General features: G+C 65.1%; 11 protein-coding genes. 7 read left to right on the top strand and 4 right to left on the bottom strand.

All coding sequences use genetic code 11. The annotated features are described in order from the left end of the window. Window positions 1–11 precede the first annotated feature (11 nt). Genes treS through treY form a run of 5 tightly spaced genes read left to right on the top strand, consistent with a single transcriptional unit; the run spans window position 12 to window position 12,054 of the window. Window positions 12–3,305, top strand: a complete 3,294-nt coding sequence (gene treS / locus I6F33_RS09735) for a maltose alpha-D-glucosyltransferase (RefSeq protein WP_225142202.1) — start codon at window positions 12–14, stop codon at window positions 3,303–3,305. After that, window positions 3,298–5,436, top strand: a complete 2,139-nt coding sequence (glgB, locus tag I6F33_RS09730) for a 1,4-alpha-glucan branching protein GlgB (RefSeq protein ID WP_036027305.1) — start codon at window positions 3,298–3,300, stop codon at window positions 5,434–5,436. The genes treS and glgB overlap by 8 nt, the downstream gene beginning before the upstream one ends. Window positions 5,437–5,439: 3 nt before the next feature. Next, window positions 5,440–7,518: a glycogen debranching protein GlgX gene (gene glgX / locus I6F33_RS09725; RefSeq protein ID WP_225142195.1), complete on the top strand. Its 2,079-nt coding sequence runs from the start codon at window positions 5,440–5,442 to the stop codon at window positions 7,516–7,518. Next, window positions 7,515–9,266 (top strand): malto-oligosyltrehalose trehalohydrolase, encoded by a 1,752-nt coding sequence (gene treZ / locus I6F33_RS09720; RefSeq protein ID WP_225142193.1) that lies wholly within the window; start codon window positions 7,515–7,517, stop codon window positions 9,264–9,266. Before glgX ends, treZ begins: the two co-directional genes overlap by 4 nt. A 1-nt stretch (window position 9,267) precedes the next feature. Further along, window positions 9,268–12,054: a malto-oligosyltrehalose synthase gene (treY, locus tag I6F33_RS09715; RefSeq protein ID WP_225142190.1), complete on the top strand. Its 2,787-nt coding sequence runs from the start codon at window positions 9,268–9,270 to the stop codon at window positions 12,052–12,054. Window positions 12,055–12,056: 2 nt separating this feature from the next. Here treY and I6F33_RS09710 read toward each other — a convergent pair whose 3' ends face one another. Further along, on the bottom strand, window positions 12,057–12,374 hold the full coding sequence (locus I6F33_RS09710; protein WP_036007246.1) for a polyhydroxyalkanoic acid system family protein: 318 nt from the start codon (window positions 12,372–12,374) through the stop codon (window positions 12,057–12,059). Window positions 12,375–12,554: 180 nt separating this feature from the next. On the opposite strand from I6F33_RS09710, the gene I6F33_RS09705 reads away from it, so the two are divergent. Beyond that, window positions 12,555–12,719, top strand: a complete 165-nt coding sequence (locus I6F33_RS09705) for a DUF3309 family protein (RefSeq protein WP_009798696.1) — start codon at window positions 12,555–12,557, stop codon at window positions 12,717–12,719. Window positions 12,720–12,849: 130 nt separating this feature from the next. Here the strand turns inward: I6F33_RS09705 and ligD are convergent, their stop codons facing one another. Continuing rightward, window positions 12,850–15,525, bottom strand: coding sequence for a DNA ligase D (ligD, locus tag I6F33_RS09700; RefSeq protein ID WP_225142188.1), 2,676 nt, complete (start codon window positions 15,523–15,525; stop codon window positions 12,850–12,852). A gap of 118 nt (window positions 15,526–15,643) precedes the next feature. Between ligD and I6F33_RS09695 the strand changes: the two genes are divergently transcribed. Next, window positions 15,644–16,528, top strand: a complete 885-nt coding sequence (locus tag I6F33_RS09695) for a Ku protein (protein ID WP_225142186.1) — start codon at window positions 15,644–15,646, stop codon at window positions 16,526–16,528. 120 nt (window positions 16,529–16,648) lie between these two features. On the opposite strand, the gene I6F33_RS09690 is transcribed toward I6F33_RS09695, so the two are convergent. Both I6F33_RS09690 and I6F33_RS09685 read right to left on the bottom strand, forming a co-directional pair. Further along, window positions 16,649–17,338 (bottom strand): response regulator transcription factor, encoded by a 690-nt coding sequence (locus tag I6F33_RS09690; protein ID WP_109144771.1) that lies wholly within the window; start codon window positions 17,336–17,338, stop codon window positions 16,649–16,651. Then, entirely contained in the window at window positions 17,335–20,058 is a 2,724-nt protein-coding gene (locus I6F33_RS09685) for a sensor histidine kinase KdpD (RefSeq protein ID WP_225142184.1), read from the bottom strand. Before I6F33_RS09685 ends, I6F33_RS09690 begins: the two co-directional genes overlap by 4 nt. Between the last annotated feature and the right edge of the window lie 29 nt (window positions 20,059–20,087).

The raw sequence follows: 20,087 nt of genomic DNA, 5'->3' as shown, positions 1-20,087 counted from the left end.
GGGGTCACGCCATGAATGTTCTGTCTTCCGTCGATACCAAGAAGGCTGAGGCTGCCGAGATCGTGGATGAGCTCTGGTACAAGGACGCCATCATCTACCAGCTCCACGTCAAGGCCTTCGCCGACAGCAACAATGACGGCATCGGCGACTTCGCCGGGCTGACCGAGCGGCTGCCCTACCTGCAGGAGCTCGGCGTCACTGCGCTGTGGCTGCTGCCGTTCTACCCGTCGCCCGGCCGCGACGACGGCTACGACATCGCCGATTACGGCGCGGTCAATCCCGATTTCGGGACGATGAAGGACTTCAAGCGGTTCATCCAGGAAGCGCAGAAGCGGGGCTTGCGCGTCATCACCGAGCTCGTCGTCAACCACACCTCGGACCAGCACAAATGGTTCAAGCGCGCGCGGCGCAGCCATCCGGGCTCGAGCGCGCGCAACTGGTATGTCTGGAGCGACACGGACCAGAAGTACCAGGGCACGCGGATCATCTTCACCGACACCGAGAAGTCGAACTGGACCTGGGATCCGGAGGCCGGCGCGTTCTACTGGCACCGCTTCTTCTCGCACCAGCCCGATCTCAATTTCGACAATCCGCGCGTTGTCAGCGCCATCATCCAAGTGATGAAGCGCTGGCTCGATGCCGGTGTCGACGGCTTCCGCCTCGATGCCATTCCCTATCTGTGCGAGCGCGAGGGCACCTCGAACGAGAACCTGCCCGAGACGCATGCGATCATCAAGCGCCTGCGCCAGGAGCTGGACGCGTATTCCAAGGGCAAGCTGCTGCTGGCCGAGGCCAATCAATGGCCGGAGGACGTGCAGGAATATTTCGGCCGTGGCGACGAGTGCCACATGGCCTATCACTTCCCGCTGATGCCGCGCATCTACATGGCGATCGCCCAGGAAGACCGCTTCCCGATCACCGACATCCTGCGCCAGACGCCGGATATCCCGGCGAGCTGCCAATGGGCGCTGTTCCTGCGCAATCACGACGAGCTCACGCTGGAGATGGTCACCGACGTCGAGCGCGACTATCTCTGGACCACCTACGCCAACGATCCCCGCGCGCGCATCAATGTCGGCATCCGCCGGCGCCTTGCGCCGCTGATGGACAACGACCGGCGCAAGATCGAGCTGATGAACTCGCTCCTGCTGTCGTTCCCGGGCACGCCGATCATCTATTACGGCGACGAGATCGGGATGGGCGACAACATCTATCTCGGCGACCGCAACGGCGTCCGCACGCCGATGCAATGGAGCCCGGACCGCAACGGCGGCTTCTCGCGCTGCGACCCCGCCCGCCTCTACGCGCCGCTGATCATGGATCCCGTCTACGGCTATGAATCCGTGAACGTCGAGGCGCAGTCGCGCAGCCTGTCCTCGCTGCTCAGCGCCACCAAACGGCTGATCTCGGTGCGCAAATCGACGCTCGCCTTCGGCCGCGGCAGCATGACCTTCATCCGCCCGGCCAATCGCGCCGTGCTCGCCTATGTCCGCCAATACCGCGACGAGGTGATCCTCTGCGTCGCCAATCTGTCGCGCGCCGCGCAGGCGACCGAGCTCGACCTGTCGCCGTGGAAGGACCGCATCCCGCAGGAGATGCTCGGCCGCACGCGCTTTCCCGCGATCGGCGAATTGCCCTACATGATCACGCTGGGGCCCTACGGCTTCTACTGGTTCCAGCTTCAGGAGCGCGACAAGTCCGAGCCGGTTGTGCCGCGCGCGGTGCCGGAATTCGAGACGCTGGTCGTGCCGGTGAACTCGAACTGGGTCTCGCTCGCCCGCGAGCGCGGCGTGTTCGAGCGCGACGTGCTGCCGGGCTTCCTGTCACGGACGCGCTGGTATCCCGAGAACAATCCCAAGCACATCCGGACCACGCTGACCTCCGCGGTACCGTTCAGCGACATCGGCGACAACAGACCCTGGATCGCGTTCTTCGAGACGACGCGGGACGAGGTGACGACGCGGTACGTGATGCCCATGCAGATCGAATGGGTGCGTTTCGACCGCGAGCGCTTCAACCCGAAGGCGCTCGCCGCCGTCCGCCAGGGCGCACGCGAAGGCACGCTCCTCGACGTCGCGACCGAGCAGATCTTCATCGGTCTGTTCTTACGAGGGCTGTCGCAAAACCTGGTCGTGGACGAGAACAATCTGCGGCTCGAGTTCAAGGCGACCAGCCGTTTCGCCGACTACACCATCAAGGAGCCCGAACGCATCCGCGCCATCGAACAGTCGAACAGTACCGCGCTGGTCGACAACAAGTACGTTGCCAAGATTTATCGGCGGCTGGAAAGCGGCATCAGCCCTGAGATCGAGATCGGCTACTATCTCACCGAGGTCGCCCGCTTTGCCAATACGCCGGCGCTGCTCGGCAGCGTCGAGCTGGTCGACGGCAACCAGCGCAGCGCGCTCGGCGTGCTGCATGCCTATGTCGAGAACCAGGGCGACGGCTGGACCGTGACGACCGGATATCTCGACCGCTATATCGACGAGCAGCGCGTGGCGCCGGCCGATGAGATGCCGCGCGAGACCCAGGAGCAGGCGCCCTATCTGCATTTCATCGCGCAGATCGGCCGGCGGCTCGCCGAGCTGCATGTCGCTCTCACCGCGGCAGAGCCCGCCGATCTCGCCCCGGAGCCGATCGACTCCGCCCAGATCAAGGCTGCGCTCTCCGACCTCAAGGCGCGTGCCGAGCGGATTCTCGAGCTGCTTGCCGACAGCCGCGACGGGCTGCGGGAGATGGACCGGCCCCTGATCGACCGGCTCATCGCTGCACGCGCGGACCTGTTCGACCGCCTCAATGCGCTCTTGCCATCCGAGATCGGCGGGTTGAACATCCGTCATCATGGCGACTTCCGGCTCGGGCAAACTCTGATCGTGAAGGACGATATCTTCATCATCGACTTCGACGGCGATCCGCGTGTGCCGCTGGCCAACAAGCGCCGCAAGGCGCCGGCCGCGCGCGACGTCGCCGGCCTGATCCATTCCATCGACCTTTCTGTGAACGTGGCGCTGAGCCGCGCGCTCACGGGTGCTTCCGACGAGCAGGACCGGCTCGCGGCCGCCCTCGACGAATGGCGCGAGCGCGCCACCGCGACCTTCCTGTCCGCCTACCGCGAAGCCATGACCGATCGGAGGCTGTGGCCGGACGATCGGTCCTGCGCGGAAGGCCTGTTGAGATTTTTCCTGCTGGATCGAGCGTTCCACGACGTAGAGTACGAGCTGTCCCGCCGGCCTGAGGGACTCCATGCGCCGCTGACCGGACTGCTTCGCATTCTGTCAAGTGCCGAGAGCGAAGCCCATGCCTAAACTGCCTGCAGAAGCCTACGCGATCATCGAAGGCCGCCACTCCGACCCCTTCCACTATCTCGGGCTGCATCCTGAGGGCGGAAAGAGCGTTGTCCGCGCGTTTCTGCCCGAGGCCACCAATGTCGAGGCGGTCGGCGACCACGGCGAGGTCGCGCCGCTCGACCGCGTCCACGATTCCGGCCTGTTCATCGGCGCCCTGCCCAACGGTTCGAAGCACTACCAGCTGCGCGCGAAGTTCGGCAACGACGTGGTCGAGTTCGAGGATGCCTACCGTTTTCCGCCGATCCTGACCGATTTCGACCTCTATTTGCTCGGCGAAGGCACCCATCAGCGCCTCTATGACAAGCTCGGCGCGCATCCGATGCGGCTCGAGGGCGTCGATGGCATCGGCTTCGTCGTGCTGGCGCCGAACGCGCGGCGCGTCTCCGTGGTCGGCGACTTCAACTACTGGGACGGGCGGCGCCATCCGATGCGGGTGCGCGGCAATGGTTATTGGGAATTGTTCATCCCGCATGCGAAGGCCGGCGATCATTACAAGTTCGAAATCGTCGGACCCCATGGTCATCTGCTGCCGCTGAAATCCGATCCGATGGCATTTGCCAGCGAGCTGCGGCCGAAGACGGCCTCGATCGTGTTCGACGAGGCGCGCCTGCCGCGGCCGCGCCCGGCGCCTGAAGGCATCAACGCATTGTCGGCGCCGATGTCGATCTACGAGGTGCATCTCGGCTCGTGGCGGCGCAAGGACAACAATGAATGGCTGACCTATCGCGAGCTGGCCGAGCAGCTGCCGGCCTATGCCCGCGACATGGGCTTCACTCATCTCGAATTCCTGCCCGTGAACGAGCATCCGTTCGATGGCTCCTGGGGCTATCAGCCGACCGGCCTCTATGCGCCGACCAGCCGTTTCGGCGGCCCCGAGGATTTTGCCGCCCTGATCGATGCCTGCCACCGCGAAGGCATCGGCGTGCTGCTCGACTGGGTGCCGGGTCACTTCCCCGACGATCCCCACGGGCTCGGCCATTTCGACGGCACCGCGCTCTATGAGCACGCCAACCCGCTCCAGGGCCGCCACCTCGACTGGGGCACGCTGATCTACAATTACGGCCGCACCGAAGTGACGAACTTCCTGGTGTCGAATGCGCTGTTCTGGATGGAGCGTTACGCCATCGACGGTCTGCGCGTCGATGCGGTCGCCTCCATGCTCTATCTCGACTACAGCCGGCCGCCCGACGCCTGGATCCCGAACCAATATGGCGGGCGGGAGAACATCGAGGCGATCAACTTCCTGCGCCGCTTCAACACGGAAGTGTTCGCCCGCTTCCCGCAGGCAACCACCGCCGCCGAGGAGTCCACCGCCTGGCCCCAAGTCTCGCGCCCGGTCGAGTTCGGCGGGCTCGGCTTCGGCTACAAGTGGAACATGGGCTGGATGCACGACACGCTGAACTACATCAGCAAGGATCCGATCCACCGCAAGCATCACCACGGCGAGATCCTGTTCGGCCTGCACTATGCGTTCTCGGAGAACTTCATCCTGCCGCTGTCGCATGATGAGGTCGTGCACGGCAAGCGCTCGATCCTCGGCCGCATGCCCGGCGACGAGTGGCAGCGCTTTGCCAATTTGCGCGCCTATTACAGCTTCATGTTCGGCCATCCCGGCAAGAAGCTCTTGTTCATGGGCGCCGAGATCGCGCAGAGCCGCGAATGGAATCACGACCAGTCGCTCGACTGGCACCTGCTCGAATACAAGGTCCATTCCGGCGTCCAGGCCTTGATCCGCGACCTCAACCGGCTCTATCGCGCGGTTCCGGCGCTGCACCAGATGGATTGCGAGCAGGCCGGCTTCGAATGGCTGATCACCGATGATGCCAACCGCAACGTCTTCGCCTGGCTGCGCAAGGGATTCGACGAGCACGCGCGGTGTGTCGTCATCATCAACTTCTCGCCTAACGTCTACCAGAACTATCGCGTTCGCGTGCCCTTCGGCGGCAAGTGGAAGGAAGTTCTCAACTCCGATTCCGCCCATTACGGCGGCAGCAATGTCGGCAATGTCGGCGAGGTCCATGCCGAGGGCGGCGAGCTGCGCCTCACCATTCCGCCGCTGGCTGCGATCTTTCTTGTTCCGGAAAGCTGATCGATGCGCCTGACTGCCGGATCGCCCGCACGGCTCGGCGCAAGCTGGGACGGACGCGGCACCAATTTCGCGCTGTTCTCCGCCAACGCGCAGAAGGTCGAGCTCTGCCTGTTCGACACCCAAGGCCGCCGCGAGCTCGAGCGCATCGAGCTGCCCGAGAAGACCGAGGATGTCTGGCACGGCTATCTCAACGACGTCGCGCCGGGCCAGCTTTACGGCTATCGCGTGCACGGCCCCTACGAGCCCGAGCACGGCCATCGCTTCAACGCCAACAAGCTGCTGCTCGACCCCTACGCCAAGCGGCTTGCCGGGCGCCTGGTCTGGAGCGATGCGCATTTCGCCTACCGCACCGGAAGCCCGCGCGAGGACCTGTCGTTCGACCGGCGCGACAATGCGCGCGGCATGCCCAAGGCCGTCGTGGTCGACGAGACCTTCAACTGGGGCCGCCGCGAGATCCGGCCGAATATTCCCTGGGAAGACACGATCATCTACGAGGCCCACGTCAAGGGCCTGACCCAGAAGCGCGAGGACGTGCCGCCGAATCTGCGCGGCACCTATGGCGGCTTGTCTTCACCGGCAATGATCGATCACCTCAAGAAGCTCGGCGTCACCACGGTCGAGCTGCTGCCGGTGCACAGCTTCGTCGACGACCGCATCCTGGTGGAAAAGAAGCTCGCCAATTACTGGGGCTACAACACGCTGTCGTTCTTTGCGCCCGAGCCACGCTACGCCCAGGACAACGCGCTCGATTCCTTCCGCACTACGGTGGCGCGGCTGCACGATGCCGGCATCGAAGTGATGCTCGACGTCGTCTACAACCACACCGCCGAGGGAAATCATCTCGGTCCGACACTGTGCTATCGCGGCATCGACAACGCCTCCTATTATTGGCTGAACCGCGAGAACCCGCGCTATTACGACGACTTCACCGGCTGCGGCTCGTCGGTGAACCTCACCCATCCGCGCGTGCTGCAAATGGTGATGGATTCCTTGCGCTACTGGGTCGAGGTCTGCCATGTCGACGGCTTCCGCTTCGACCTTGCCACCACGCTGGCGCGCGGGCCGAACGGTTTCGATCGCGGCAGCTCGTTCCTGACCGCGGTGCGGCAGGACCCGGTGCTGGCCACCGTCAAGCTCGTCGCCGAGCCGTGGGACCTCGGCCTCGGCGGCTACCAGGTCGGAGCCTTTCCCTCGCAATGGTCAGAATGGAACGACCGCTATCGCAGCGCCATGCGCCGCTACTGGAGCGGTGAAGGTAGCCTGATCGGCGACATCTCCAGCCGCATGACCGCGTCCTCCGACTTGTTCAATCACGACGGACGGCGGCCGCGCGCCAGCATCAACCACATCACCGTCCACGACGGCTTCACGCTCGCCGACCTCTTCAGCTACAACGAGAAGCACAACGAGGCCAACGGCGAGGACAATCGCGACGGCTCCAACGACAATCACAGCAACAATTGCGGCGTCGAGGGCCCGACCGATGATCCTGGCATCATCAACCTGCGCCGCCAGCTGCGCAAGAACGTGCTGGCCTGCCTGATGCTCGCGCAGGGCGTTCCGCTGATCCTCGCCGGCGACGAGGTCGGCAACTCGCAATCCGGCAACAACAACGCCTATTGCCAGGATAACGAGGTCGGCTGGGTCGGCTGGGACAATCTCGGCAAGGACGGCGACGACATGATCGACTTCGTCGCCCAGCTCGCCGACATCCGCCGCCGTTTCTCACAGCTGCGCAGCCATCGCTGGCTCGACGGCCGCCCCAAGGACGGCGTCTCCTACGGCGCATTGTGGCTGACGCCCGCCGGCAACGAGATGACGGAGAGTGACTGGACATTCCCGGATGGGCGGTTTCTCTCCTATGTGATGGGCCCGATGGAACCGGGTGGGGCTGCGATCTTTATCGTACTGAACGCCGCTCCCGAAGAGATCGCATTCAAATTGCCCAAAATGACCGAATACAAGAGCTGGCAGCAGCTGCTGAACACGACCGATGCCAAGCTGAATACGATCGACTTCCTGCCCGGGAGCGACAGCAAGGCGCCGCCACGCTCCGTGCTCGCCTTCGCAGGCGCGCTATGAGGCCATCCTTCGGGGCGAGGCCGACCAAGGACGGCGTGTCGTTCCGGCTGTGGGCGCCGGCCGCGCGCCGCGTCGATCTCCTGCTCGACCGCAGGCACGCGATGCAGCGCCGGCAGGATGGCTGGTTCGTCGCCGAGATCGCCGGCTTGTCATCTGGCAGCAAGTACAAGTTCAGGATCGACGACGACATCGACGTGCCGGATCCCGCTTCGGCCTTCCAGCCCGACGACGTGTTCGGCCCGAGCGAGGTGATCGATCACGATGCCTTCGTCTGGCGCGCGCGCGATTGGCGCGGCCGTCCCTGGGAAGAGACGGTGCTGATCGAAACCCATGTCGGCACCTTCACGTCCGAAGGCAGCTATCGCGCCATGATCGACAAGCTCGATCACCTCGCCGCGACCGGCATCAATGCGCTGGAATTGATGCCGCTCGCCGATTTCGCAGGCCGCCGCGGCTGGGGCTATGACGGCGTGCTGTGGTATGCGCCGGACAGCGCCTATGGCCGGCCCGAAGACCTGAAGACGCTGATCGACGAGGCGCATCTGCGCGGGCTGATGGTGTTCCTCGACGTCGTCTACAATCATTTCGGCCCGGAAGGAAACTATCTCGGCCGTTACGCGCCGACCTTCTTCACCGATGCGCACACGCCGTGGGGCAGCGCGATCGATTATCGCGTGCCGCAGGTGCGAGCCTTCGCCGTCGAGAATGCGCTGTCCTGGCTCGGCGACTACCGCTTCGATGGCCTCAGACTCGACGCCGCCAACCACATCATGGCTGTCCCGGGCGAGCAGTCCATGCTGCAGGACCTCAGCGTTGCCACCGGCGAGCTCGCCAAGGCCACGCGACGCCACATCCATCTCGTGCTGGAGAACGGCGACAACCGCGCCAGCCTGCTCGATGCCGCGCAGGAGCCGCCGAACGGCAAATATCGCGGGCAGTGGAACGACGATTATCATCACGTCTGGCACGTGATGCTGACCGGCGAGCATGCCGGCTACTATGGCGATTACCAGACGCCGCGCCTGGATCTGGCACGCGCTCTCGCCTCCGGCTTCGTCTATCAGGGCGAGATCTCGGAATTCTGGGGCAAGAAGCCGCGCGGCGAGCCGAGCGGCCAGCTGCCGCCGGCGACCTTCGTCAATTTCCTGCAGAACCACGACCAGATCGGCAATCGCCCGCTGGGCGAGCGGCTGGAAAGCCTGGCATCGCCACAGCAGATCGAGGCCGCGCTCGCGGTCACCCTGCTCGCGCCGATGGTGCCGATGCTGTTTCAGGGCGAGGAATGGGGCTCGACGGTCCCCTTCCCGTTCTTCTGCGATTTCCAGGGCGAACTCGCCGATGCCGTGCGCAAGGGCCGCAAGCGCGAATATGCCTGGGCTTACGAGAAATACGGCGACGAGGTGCCCGACCCGCTCGATCCGCCAACGCTGCAATCGGCCGTGCTCGACTGGACCGGCCGCACGCCGCAACAGGAAGCGCGGCTCACGCTGGTGCGAGAGCTGCTCGGCGTCCGTCGCAAGCAGATCGTGCCGCGGCTGAAGGGCGCAAGCTTCGGTGATGCCGAAGCGGCCGACAACGGCCTCGTCACCGCACATTGGCGCATGGGCGACGGCACCACGTTGCGTCTTGTCGCCAACCTGTCGGATCATGAGATCACCTCCAGCGTCAGCGCGGGCACGCCGATCTGGGGCGGCGGAGCCGGCGAGCGGCTCACGCCCTGGTCGGTGGTTTGGCGCCTCGGAGGTTAGAATGCCTCCCGCCATTCCGCTCGCGACCTACCGGCTCCAGCTCACCGCGGATTTCGATTTCGACAAGGCCGCCGCGGTCGTTCCCTATCTCAAGGCGCTGGGCATTACGCATCTCTACGCCTCGCCGGTGATGAAGGCCCGCAAAGGCTCGACCCATGGCTACGACACCGTCGATCACGGCCAGTTCAATCCCGAGCTCGGCGGCGAGGCCGGCTTTGCGCGGCTGAGCCAGGTGCTTCAGCAGCACGATCTCGGGCTCATCATCGATTTCGTTCCCAACCATGTCGGCGTGCATTTTGCCGACAATCCGTGGTGGCTCGACGTGCTGGAATGGGGCCAGGCCTCGCCGCACGCGGCGTCCTTCGACATCGACTGGGACCAGCTGGCCTACCGCGCCCGCGGCGGCGTGCTGCTGCCGATCCTCGGCGCGTCCTACGGCGAGGCGCTGGAGCGCGGCGATATCGAGCTGCGCTACGACCCGGACGAAGGGACTTTTTCCGCCTGGTATTTCGAGCACCGCTTACCGATCGCGCCGGAGCGCTATGGCGAGATGCTGCGGATTGTCGTCAAGGAGGCGGACGCGGCGGAAACGGAGCCCGGCAAGCGCCTGCTCTCGCTCGCGACCCGCTACACGGGGCTGCGGCGCCCCAATCGCAAGGAAGCTCCCGGCTTCAAGGCCGAGCTCAAGGAGATCGCAGGCGCCGCCGACATCATCAAGCGCGGCCTTGCCGCCTATCGCGCCGGCAAGGACCGCCCGGCACAGACACTGACGCTGCATCACCTCCTGGAGCGCCAGCACTACAAGCTCGGGCACTGGCGGCTTGCTTCCAGCGACATCAATTATCGCCGCTTCTTTGACGTCAACGGCCTCGCCGGCCTGCGCGTCGAGGACGCGAGCACGTTTGCCGCCACGCACCGGCTGGTGAAGCAGCTCATCGCCGACGGCAAAATGCAGGGAATCCGGCTCGATCACATCGACGGCCTGCGTGACCCGGCCCAATATTGCCAGCGATTGCGCCGCCTGGTGCGCGACGCGCAGGGCAACGCAAAGCCCTTCTATACCGTGATCGAAAAAATCCTATGCGAGCACGAGCGCCTGCCGCATTTCGCCGGCGTCCAGGGCACCACCGGCTACGAGTGGATGAATGTCATCACCCACGTGCTGGTCGATCCCAGGGGACTGGAGGCGCTGGACGAGACCTGGCGGCAGATCAGCAACCGGCCGCCACGGCTTGTGCCTTACGTCAAGGACGCCAAGCGGCGCGTGCTGGAGACGCTGCTCACCAGCGAATTCACCGTGCTGACGCGCCTGCTTGCACGCATCGCCAACGGCCATTATTCGACGCGCGACTTCTCGGCCGACAGCCTGCGGCAGGCGCTCGAGCTCTATGTGTTGCATTTCCCGGTCTATCGCACCTACCTGACCCATAGCGGCCCGACCGCAGCGGACCGCAAGCTGATCGACGACACCATCGCGCGCGCCCGCCGCGACTGGTTCGCCGCCGACGAAGGCATCTTCGACTTCCTGCGCGATGCCTTGACCATGGACCTGCTCAAGCCGGGCCGCCCGCCGCACAGCGCTCCGCGCGTGCGCCGCTTCGCGCTGAAGGTGCAGCAATTCACCGGCCCGATGATGGCAAAGTCGCTGGAGGACACCGCGTTCTATCAATTCCACCGGCTGCTGGCGCTGAACGAGGTCGGCGGCGACCCCGCCAGCACCGGCCTCAGCATTCCCGCCTTCCATCAGGCCATGCTGGCCCGCGCCAGGGAATGGCCGCAAGGCATGACCGCAACCGCCACCCACGACACCAAGCGTGGTGAGGATGCGCGCACGCGCATCGCATCGCTCAGCGAGATTCCCGGTGAATGGACCAGCGCAGTGGCGCGCTGGAAGGTGCTGAACGCGCCGCACCTCACGCTGCACGGCAATTTCCGCGCGCCGTCGGCGACGTTCGAATACATGCTCTACCAGACCCTGCTCGGTGTCTGGCCGGTTCAAGCGCCGGCCGATGCTGGCTTCATCGAGCGCATCCAGGCCTATGCCCTCAAGGCCGCGCGCGAAGGCAAGGAGGAGACGAGCTGGCTCAACCCTCATGAAGCGTATGAGAACGGGATCCGCGATTTCATCGCGAAGATCCTCGACCCCGACCAGTCCGCGGAATTCCTTCAGGCCTTGCAGACGCTGGCGCGCCGCGTCGCGCTGCTCGGCACGCTGAACTCGCTGAGCCAGCTCACGCTCAAGGCGACGCTGCCGGGCGTGCCGGACTTCTATCAAGGCACCGAATTCTGGGACCTGTCGCTGGTCGATCCCGACAACCGCCGCCCGGTCGACTTCGCCGCACGCCACGCGGCGCTGACATCACTGGAAGCGCCGGACTGGAGCGGCCTGATCAAGAGCTGGCCGGACGGCAAGCTCAAGCTGGCCTGGACGCGGCATCTGCTCAAGCTGCGCAACGAGCTGGCCGACGTCTTCGCGCAGGGCGACTACCAGCCGCTTGAGGTACGGGGCGCCCATGCCGACCATGTCATCGCCTTCGCGCGTCGTCATGGCCGCGCCGCCGCGATCGTCGTCGTCGGCCGTCATTTCACGCCGTTCACCCAAGCCGGCCGGGAATGGCCCGCACCCGAAGCTATCGACGCCACCATCGACATCACGGGCTATGCCGTGCCCGGCCTTGCCGGCAACGACTTGCCGCTCGCGCAGGCCTTCCGTGACTGTCCTGCCTTGGTCATCGCGGCCCGAACGGCGAACGCCGTCAGGGCGCCGCGGCAACGCGTGCGCGCCTGAAGTTACTTCTCCCCGTCCTTGGTCAGCAGCAATTGGCCGCGCTTCCTGATCGTGGCCTGCGCCATCTCGGCGAACCGCTGCAGCAGCCAGGGCAGCACCACCTCGACCCGGACCTGATCGTCGCCGACATCGACCTGCCCCGTCGCGACCTGGCCGAGCGCGCGGATGCGGAAGGCCATAGTGTCGCCGCTCCAGCGTTCCTCCTCGACCTGCATCACCGGAATGCTCGCCGCGGCGCGGCCGAGCCCCGTCTTGAGCCGGCGCACCGCCTCCTCACGGCCGAGACGATGCGGAATCGAGACGACGAGCGGTGCTGACATGGTCCTGCCTCTTCTGACTGACGTCACATAATCATGCCGGGTCGACCAGCAAAGGTTCCATGCAAGTTGATCCCCCGGCCGTGTTTCAAGGCCGGAACTTTACAACCTGCGGCAAGTTGCTCCCGCACAACGGGACAGGTTTGCAATGACCCTTCTTACGAAGGGCTGGAGGAGATTCGTATGTCAATCGGCACGATCATTCTGATCATCTTGATCATCGCCCTGCTCGGCGGCTTCAGCGGCATCGGCGGCGGGCCGTTCTACGGCACCGGTTATTACGGCGGCGGCGGCCTCGGGCTTGTCATCGTCATTCTGCTGATCCTGATCCTGATGGGAAGGATCTAGTACTGGCTCCGTAGGGTGGGCTAAGGCGCAACGCGCCGAGCCCACCACTTCGCTCGAACGAAACAAGGTGGTGGGCACGCTCCGCTTTGCCCACCCTACGACACCCGCCTTCCCCGCAACAGCGGCAGACCTACTTCACCTTCCCCGCCAGCTTCTTCATCGCGGCCTTGATCGACACGGCTGCATCCTCATACCCCTCCCATGCCTTCGATCGCGCCAGCAGGGCCGGCACGGTGCGCAGCGTATAGCGCTTGGGATCGAGGTCGCTCTTCACCTGCGCCCAGGTCACCGGCATCGAGACCGTGGCCCCGGCGCGCGCTCGGGGCGACAACGGGGCCACCGCCGTCGACATGCGGTCGTTGCGCAGATAATCGAGGAAGATCTTTCCCTTGCGCAGCTTCTTCGACATGTTGAGCAGATAGCGCTCGGGATCGTCGTCCGCCATCCACTGGCAGACGCCTTGGGCAAACGCCTTGGCCTCCTTCCAGCTCACCTTGTCGCGCGCGCCATGGAGCAGCGGCACCACGACGTGAAGGCCCTTGCCGCCGGTGGTCTTGCAGAAGCTCTCCATGCCGATATCAGCGAGCCGCTGCCGCATCTCCTTGGCGGCCTCGACAACGTCGGGAAAGTCCACGTCAGGGGCGGGATCGAGATCGAACACCAGGCGGCCCGGGGTGTCATAGGCATAGGGCGCGCAATTCCAGGGATGCAGCTCGACGCCGCCGATCTGCGCCACCGCGGCGAGCCCTTCGATCCGGTCGATCTGAAGATACGGCTTGCGGTCACCGGAGACCCGCGCGAGCTCAAGAAGGTTCGACGTTCCCTGCATCGCATGGCGCTGAAAGAAGCATTCGCCCTTGATGCCGTCGGGCGCGCGGATCAGCGAGCACGGCCGGCCCTTGAGATGCACGATCAACCATTCGCCGACAGCTTCGAGGTAGCGGGCAAGGTCCAGCTTGGTGACGGCGCCACCATCGCCGTCATCCGGCCAGAGCGGCTTGTCCGGCTTGGAGATGACGACGCCCATGACCTCGGCATTTTGAGCGGTCTGCTTCGCTCGCCCGCCCGCCTTCGCGCGCGCCGACTTCCTGGTTTTGGGCTCGGCGAGCTCGGTGTCGACGGGCGTCTCGGCCTCGACCTCCTCGGCCGCCTTGTCCTGCCGCAAGCCCTTGAAGGCCGCCTGGCGAATATTGCCGTCGGCCGTGAAGCCCGCGAACTCGATTTCGGCGACGAGCTCCGGCTTCAGCCAATGCACGTCCCGCGTCTTCTTCGGCGCGTTCTTGCCGCCGAACGGGCTTTCCTTGCTCTCAATCGCCTTCAGCGCCGGCATGATGCGCTTGACTTTATCAGCGCCAAAGCCGGTGCCGACCATGCCGACGAAGGCGAGATGATCGCCGCGCTGCACGCCTGCCATCAGCGAACGGAATTTGCCGTTGGTGGTCTTGTAGCCGCCGATCACCACCTCGTGTCCGGCGCGGCATTTCGACTTGACCCAGCTCTCGGTGCGCCCCGAACGATACGGCGCGTTCAGCTTCTTCGACACCACCCCTTCGAGCTCGAGCTTGCAGGCCGATTGCAGCACCGCATCGCCGCCGCTCTCGAAATGCTCGACATAGCGGATCTGAGTCGATTTCCGCTTGCGCGATTCCAGCAGCTTCTTGAGCTGCGCCTTGCGCTCCCCAAGCGGCAGCCGACGGTAGTCCTGCCCTTCCGCGAAAAGCAGATCGAAGGCGAAGAAGATCAGGTCATCGGTCTTGCCGTCGGACAGCGCAGCTTGCAGCGAGGAGAAGTTCGGCGCACCGTTATGGTCGAGCGCGACGATCTCGCCGTCGATCATCACCTCCGGCAGCGCGGCGGCTTCCTCGGCGATGGAGGCGAACTTGCTGGTCCAGTCGAGTCCCTTGCGCGTCTTCAGCGTCGCCTCGCCGTCCTCGACCCGGAGCTGGACGCGATAGCCGTCGAATTTGATCTCGTGGCACCAGCCCTCGTCTCCGGGCGGCCGCTCGACCAGCGTGCAGAGCTGCGGCGCAACGAAATCCGGCATCTCAGACACCGTCTTAGCCCTCGTCGCGGTCGCGGCAGTTTTCTTCGCCGCTTTGCCGCCCTTCAACGCGGTGCGCGGCGACGGCTTCACCGTCCGCCCTTTCGTCTCTTCCGCGCGGTTGGACTGCCAGACCGCGTCGGCCTTGCCCTTGGTCCCCTTCGCCAGCATGAACGGCTTCGGCGCGCGGCCCTTTCCCTCCGCGATCTGTTCCATCGCCCGGCCCGAGGCGACGGACTTGTCCTGCTCGAGAATATCGTTGTCCGCGCCTTCGCGGACATACTCGTCACGATGCTTGATCAAGAGCCAGTTGGTCCGCTTCTCGCCGCCGCGGTTGCGCATCCGCACCAAGACCCAGCTTCCCTGCAGCTTGTCGCCATGGAGCGTGAACTTCAGGTCGCCTTTCTTGAAGCCGGCTTCCGGATCGTCCGATTCCCAGGTGCCGCGGTCCCACAACATCACGGTGCCGCCGCCGTACTGGCCTTCCGGAATCGTGCCTTCGAAATCGCCGTAATCGAGCGGATGGTCCTCGACTTCGACCGCAAGCCGCTTGTCGTGGGGATCAAGCGAAGGCCCCTTCGTCACCGCCCAGGACTTGAACACGCCGTCGAATTCGAGCCGGAGGTCGTAGTGCAGCCGGGTCGCATCATGCTTCTGGATGACGAAGCGCCGCTGTTTCGATGGCGCCACGGCGGTCTTGCCCGAAGGCTCCGGCGTCTTCTCGAAGTCCCGCTTCTGTCGGTAGGTGGAGAGTTTCTGCAGCACGTCCGGTCCCGCTTCTCGTTCGGCACTTGAAGCCTATCACGGCGAAAGTCCCGCCCGGAACCAAAACCCGATGGGACGGTTGGGGTTCCAAAACGCCTTGAAAACGCTGGAGAATGGAATGGCCCCGCGCGCCTACTGGAAGGGAACGTTGAAGCTGTCGCTGGTCAGTTGCCCGGTCGTGCTCTATCCGGCGACCACCGCGGCCGAGAAGACGCGGTTTCACCTGATCAACCGCGAGACCGGGAACCGGCTCAAGCAGCAGATGATCGATTCCGAGACCGGCGACGTCGTCGAGAGCGACCAGAAGGGCCGCGGCTACGAAGTGCGCAAGGGCAAGTACGTCGAGATCGAGCCGGAGGAGCTCGAGGCGGTCCAGATCGAGAGCAATCACACCATCGATATCGAGAGCTTCGTGCCGCGCGAGGAGATCGACCAGCGCTATCTCAACCATCCCTACTACATCGCGCCCGACGGCAAGGCGGCGGTCGATGCGTTCGCGGTGATCCGCGACGCGATGAAGGACCAGGAACGCGTGGCGCTCGCCAAGATCGTTCTGACGAATCGCGAGCACGTCATGGCGATCGAGCCGCGCGGCAAGGGCCTGCTCGGCACCACGCTGCGCTTCCCTTACGAGCTGCGCGAGGAGGACCAGTTCTTCGACGACATCAAGAGCCCGAAGATCACCAAGGACATGGTCGAGCTCGCCGGCCACATCCTGCAGACCAAGGCGGCGCATTTCGATCCCAGCAAGTTCAAGGACGAATACGAGGATGCGCTGAAGGCCCTGGTGAAGCGCAAGGCCAGCGGCAAGAAGATCGAGCTGCCCGAGCCCGAGGAGCGGCCGAGCAACGTCGTCAGCCTGATGGACGCACTGAAGCAGAGCCTGAAGGGACGCGGCGGGAAGAAGACGGCGGCGAAGTCGCACGCGCGCCGCGCGACCGGACGGCACCGCAGTGCGAAGAAGGCGCACCGGTCGACGGCAAGGCACAGGAAGGCGGGTTAGTTCGTCATTCCGGGGCGATGCGAAGCATCGAGCCCGGAATCCATCGTGCCAAGCGCGACGGGCAGAGAAATGGATTCCGGGCCCGCGCCAACGGGCGCGTCCCGGAATGACAGCCGGGGTCTATTCCCCCGCCTTCAGCCGATACCCGATCCCCGTCTCCGTCAGCACGTATTGCGGCCGCTCCGGATCGGCTTCGATCTTTTGGCGAAGCTGGCGGACATAGACGCGCAGATATTGCGCGTCGGTCAATTCGTCCCACAGCTCCTTCAGCAGGAAGCGGTGGGTGAGCACCTTGCCGGCGTGCTGCACCAGCACGCGCAACAGGTCATATTCCTTCGGCGAGAGCTTCACCTCGCGCTCCCCGACCTTGACGATGCGACGAACGAGATCGACCGAGAGATCGCCGGTGCGGAACACCGGACGCTCGCCCTTGACCTGAAGCTGGTGGCGCAGCGCGGCGCGCAGGCGCGCCAGCAGCTCCTCCATGCCGAACGGCTTGGTGAGATAATCGTCGGCGCCGAGATCGAGCGCCTGCACCTTGCCGGCTTCGTCGCCGCGGCTCGACAGCACCACGATCGGCACGCCGTCGTTGCGGGCGCGGATGGTGCGGAGCAGCTCATGGCCTTGAACGTCGGGCAGGCCGAGATCGAGAATGATCAGCGCCGGCTCCTCGCCAAGTTTCTCCAGCGCCGTCTTGCCGTTCGGCGCTTCCAGGATTTCGTAGCCCTGGGTCGTCAGCCCCATTCGCAGCAATTTGCGGATCGGCGGCTCGTCGTCGATGACCAGGACCTTGATCGGAGCAGCGCTCATGCGGCGGTATCCAATGCGTGGCTCTCTGCCGGAACCGGCAGGCGAATGGTGAGGACCGCGCCGCTCCGCTCGCTGCGATTGGCGGCGGAGATCGTGCCGCGCATCGCCTCGACGAAGCCGCGCGAGATGGCAAGCCCGAGCCCGGTGCCGGGACGGACGTGATCGCCCTTCTGCACGCGATAGAACTTGTCGAATACGCTCTCGAGCTCGTCCGGTGGAATGCCGGCGCCCTCGTCGGCGACCTCGAGCACGACATGAGCGCTGTCGCGCCGGCCGCGGATCGAGATCGTGGTTTCGGGGGGCGCGTATTTCGCGGCATTGTCAAGCAGGTTGAACAGCACCTGCTCGAACAGCACGGCGTCGAGCTGGAGCATCGGCAGATCGGCGGCCAGCACCAGCTCGACCTTGTGGCGGCTGAGGATCTTACTGGCGCGCCGGAGCGCGCTGCCGACGATCTCGCTGAGATCGTGCAGCGCTGTGTTGGGCACGATGGCGCCGGATTCGAGCTTGGTCATGTCGAGCAGATTGGCGATGAAGCGGTTGAGCCGCTCGGATTCGTCGATCACGGTGGCGAGCAAATCGCGCTTCTCGGTGTCCGAGAGCGCGCCGGCGAGATCGCGCATGGTGGAGGCCGCGCCGAGCACCGAGGCGAGCGGCGTCTTCAGATCGTGCGAGATCGAGGTCAACAGCGCCGAGCGCAGCCGCTCGGATTCGACGGTGCGCTTGACGCGGTCCATGTCCTCGACCAGCAGCACACGCTCGATCGCGAGCGCGCCCTGGTCGACCAGCGCATCGAGCAGCCGCCGCTGGTCCGGCGTCAGCAGCGGGCCGGTACGATCGTTGTCGATGCCGATCACACCGATCGGGCCCCGCCCGGTGCGCATCGGCAGAAACAGCCGCTTGGCGCCCGGCAAGGTATCCGAGCCGCGGCCGGCGGGACGATCGTTGCTCCAGGCCCAGTTGGCGGCGGCAAGGTCGGCCTGGTCGAGCTCGTCCTCGGGCGGATAGCCTGATTTCACCGTGAGCAGGCCTTCATCCGGCAACAGCAGCACCACGCGGACCTTCAGCATCAATGCGGTCTGGTAGGCACTGGCCCACAAGACGTCGTCCAGCGTGGCGGTGCCGGCGAGCTTGCGGCTGAAGGCATAGAGCTGCTCGGTCATCCTGATCCGGCCGATCGCGGTGTCGGCCTGGATGCGCACGCGCGCCGCGACATTGGAGACGATCATCGCCACCACCATGAACAGCACGAAAGCGGCGACATTGGTCGGGTCGGTGATCGTGAAGGTGTAGATCGGCGGGATGAAGAAGAAATTGTAGCAGAGCGAAGCCGCCACCGTGGCCAACAGCGAGGGCCACAGGCCGTAGCGCACGGCAACTGCGACGACCGAGGTCAGCAGCACGAGATCGACGTTCTCGATGCCGAAATAGGGCTGGATCAGCTTGGCAGCGCCGAGACCCACAAGCACGATCCCAAGCGCCTTGAGAAAAGGCAAGGGATCGAACGGCTCGGATCGTGCGGCGGTCTGCACCGCCATCTTGGGCGCGGCCTCTCCGGAAAGCTCGTTGCCGGGAATGACGTGAACGCTGATATTGCCCGCGCGGCGCACCAGATCGTGCACGACCGAGCCGCGTGTCATCTCGAACCAGCGCGAGCGCGTCGACTTGCCGATCACGATCTGCGTGACGTTGTTGCCGTGCGCGAAACCGATGAGATCGTCAGCGATGCGGCGGCCGACGGCGGGAATGGTCAAGGCTTCGCCGCCGAGCGATTCCGCGAGCCGCAGCGTATCGGCCAGCCGATCGCGCTCCTCGTCGGACAATTGCAGCGATCGCCGCGTCTCGATCGAAATCGCGGTGAACGGCGCATGCAGCCGGTCGGCCAATCGCTTGGTGTAGCGCACGAGGCCGGCCGCGCGCGGGTCCTCGCTGACGCAGACCAGGATGCGCTCACCCGCGGCCCAGGGCCCCGGAATCGCATTCGCCTGCATGTGGTTGAGCAGCTGCTCGTCGACCCGCTCGGCGGTGCGCCGCAGTGCGAGCTCGCGCAGCGCCGTGAGATTGCCTGGCGAGAAATAATGCTCCAGCGCCCGCTGGGCCTGCTTGGGCACATAGACCTTGCCCTCCTTCAGGCGCTGGATCAGGTCGTCGGGCGTGAGGTCGATCAGCTCGATCGCGTCGGCGCGGTCGAACACCGAATCCGGCACGGTCTCGCGCACCCGGACATGGGTGATCTGGGCAACGACGTCGTTCAGGCTCTCGATGTGCTGGATGTTGACGGCGGTATAGACGTCGATGCCGTGCGAGAGCAGCTCCTCGACGTCGAGATAGCGCTTGGGATGGCGGCTTCCGGACGCATTGGTGTGGGCGAGCTCGTCGACCAGCGCAATCTGCGGCCGCCGCGCGATCACCGCGTCGAGGTCCATCTCCTCGACGATCTGGCCGCGGTAGTCCAGCCTCTTGCGCGGGACCACTTCGAGGCCGCGCACCAGCGCCTCGGTCTCGGCGCGGCCATGAGTCTCGACGAAGCCGACCACGACATCGATGCCGGCCTTGCGCTTGGCCTGGGCGCTTTGCAGCATCTCGTAGGTCTTGCCGACGCCGGGAGCGGCGCCGACGAAGATCTTCAGCCTGCCGCTCGCACCCTCCTCCCGGCGCGCCGCTTCCAGCAGGGCCTCCGGTGACGGACGTTGTTCGGGATCGCGACGCTCTCGGACCATCTTGCCAGTATAATCACCCGTCCACTGCG

This window comes from Bradyrhizobium sp. BRP20, assembly GCF_020194215.1.
Lineage (GTDB): Bacteria > Pseudomonadota > Alphaproteobacteria > Rhizobiales > Xanthobacteraceae > Bradyrhizobium > Bradyrhizobium yuanmingense.
Note: the sequence above shows the minus strand (reverse complement) of the source record. Positions and strands in the feature narration are given on the sequence as shown.

What these genes read in the sequence shown, in the direction of transcription:
- I6F33_RS09690 (WP_109144771.1), bottom strand. Translation starts at nt 17,338, where the DNA reads ATGAGCGCTGCTCCGATCAAGGTCCTGGTCATCGACGACGAGCCGCCG.
- treY (WP_225142190.1), top strand. Translation starts at nt 9,268, where the DNA reads ATGCCTCCCGCCATTCCGCTCGCGACCTACCGGCTCCAGCTCACCGCG.
- treS (WP_225142202.1), top strand. Translation starts at nt 12, where the DNA reads ATGAATGTTCTGTCTTCCGTCGATACCAAGAAGGCTGAGGCTGCCGAG.
- glgB (WP_036027305.1), top strand. Translation starts at nt 3,298, where the DNA reads ATGCCTAAACTGCCTGCAGAAGCCTACGCGATCATCGAAGGCCGCCAC.
- treZ (WP_225142193.1), top strand. Translation starts at nt 7,515, where the DNA reads ATGAGGCCATCCTTCGGGGCGAGGCCGACCAAGGACGGCGTGTCGTTC.
- I6F33_RS09685 (WP_225142184.1), bottom strand. Translation starts at nt 20,058, where the DNA reads ATGGTCCGAGAGCGTCGCGATCCCGAACAACGTCCGTCACCGGAGGCC.
- I6F33_RS09705 (WP_009798696.1), top strand. Translation starts at nt 12,555, where the DNA reads ATGTCAATCGGCACGATCATTCTGATCATCTTGATCATCGCCCTGCTC.
- I6F33_RS09710 (WP_036007246.1), bottom strand. Translation starts at nt 12,374, where the DNA reads ATGTCAGCACCGCTCGTCGTCTCGATTCCGCATCGTCTCGGCCGTGAG.
- glgX (WP_225142195.1), top strand. Translation starts at nt 5,440, where the DNA reads ATGCGCCTGACTGCCGGATCGCCCGCACGGCTCGGCGCAAGCTGGGAC.
- I6F33_RS09695 (WP_225142186.1), top strand. Translation starts at nt 15,644, where the DNA reads ATGGCCCCGCGCGCCTACTGGAAGGGAACGTTGAAGCTGTCGCTGGTC.